This is a genomic window from Nonomuraea sp. NPDC049695, from assembly GCF_040674955.1.
GTDB lineage: Bacteria > Actinomycetota > Actinomycetes > Streptosporangiales > Streptosporangiaceae > Nonomuraea > Nonomuraea helvata.
Genome location: NZ_JBFANV010000242.1, coordinates 1 through 1,277 on the forward strand (window position 1 = coordinate 1; position 1,277 = coordinate 1,277).

1 protein-coding gene is annotated in these 1,277 nt (G+C 75.0%); it reads right to left on the reverse strand.

Going from position 1 to position 1,277, the window contains the following annotated elements:
* Positions 1-1,277: polyketide synthase dehydratase domain-containing protein (locus AB0J64_RS57305; protein WP_364047289.1), on the reverse strand; the 1,277-nt coding region annotated here is incomplete at both ends.

Below are 1,277 nucleotides of genomic sequence, written 5' to 3' on the forward strand. Positions count from 1 at the left end.
GGGATCTGCTCCAGCAGTACGGTGAGGGCGTCGCGGTCGGCCACGTCGCAGGCGGCGATGGTGACCTCGGCGCCCTGTCCGGTCAGCTCGTCGCGCAGCTCGGTGGCGCCGGGGGCGTCCAGGCCGCGGCGGGAGACCAGGAGCAGGTGCCGTACGCCGTGTTCGGCCACCAGGTGCCGGGCCATCAGGGCGCCCAGCCCGCCGGTGCCGCCGGTGATCAGCGTGGTCCCATCGGCCGGCCAGGCCGCGTCGTACGGGTCAACGGCTGCGGCGCGCGATACCCGGTCGGCATGTCCCTCGCGCGGGAGTGCGGCGCGGGTCAGCCGGGGGACCCACGGCCGGCCGTCACGGATCGCCAGCTCGGGCTCGCCGGTGGCCAGGGCGACGCGTACGCCGTCCGCCAGGTCGCCGGCCGGATCCAGGTCGACCAGGATGATCCGGCCGGGGTTCTCCTCCTGGGCGGCCCGCACCAGGCCCCAGACCGCGGCCCGCGCCGGATCCGGCGCTTCGGTGTCGCGCACCCCCACGGCGCCCCGGGTGATCACCACCACCGGCCGCGTGTCCGCCTCGACCGACCAGTCCTGCAGGCCGGAAAGGACCGGACGCAGGGCACGCCGCACCCGATCCGGCATACCGCCGCCTGAGGCTTCGCCGGTGGCGTCGATGACGAGCGCGTCGGAGGCGTCCACCGCGCCGAGGGGACCCGACGGCGCTACCGGCCGCCACGTCACCGCGAGCAGCGACTCGGAGGCCGGGCGGGCCTGTGCCAGTTGGTCGGCCTGGACCGGCCGGGACACCACCGTCTCCACCGTGGCCACCGGCCGTCCGGCATGATCGGCCAGGTCCAGCCGGGTGACCTCGTCGCCGTCCAGACGGCGTAGCCGCACTCGCAGCGCGTCGGCGCCGGCGGCGTGCAGGGTGACGCCGTTCCAGTTGAACGGGATCAGCGTGGCCTTCGGCCCGGCCACCAGGTCCACGTGCATCGCGGCGTCGAGGAGGGCGGGGTGTAGGCCGTATCGGGTGGTCTGTCCGGCTTCTTCGGGCAGGGTCACCTCGGCGTAGAGGTCGTCGCCGTGTTTCCAGGCTCGGGTGAGGCCGTGGAAGGCCGGGCCGTAGCCGTAGCCGTGGTCGACCAGGCGGTCGTACAGGCCGGTGGTGTCCAGTGGTTCGGCGTCCGGCGGGGGCCAGGCGTGGCGCAGGTCGGCGGGCATGGTGGGGGTGGGGGTGAGGGCGCCGGTGGCGTGCCGGGTCCACTGTCCGTGGTCGTCTTTGGAGTG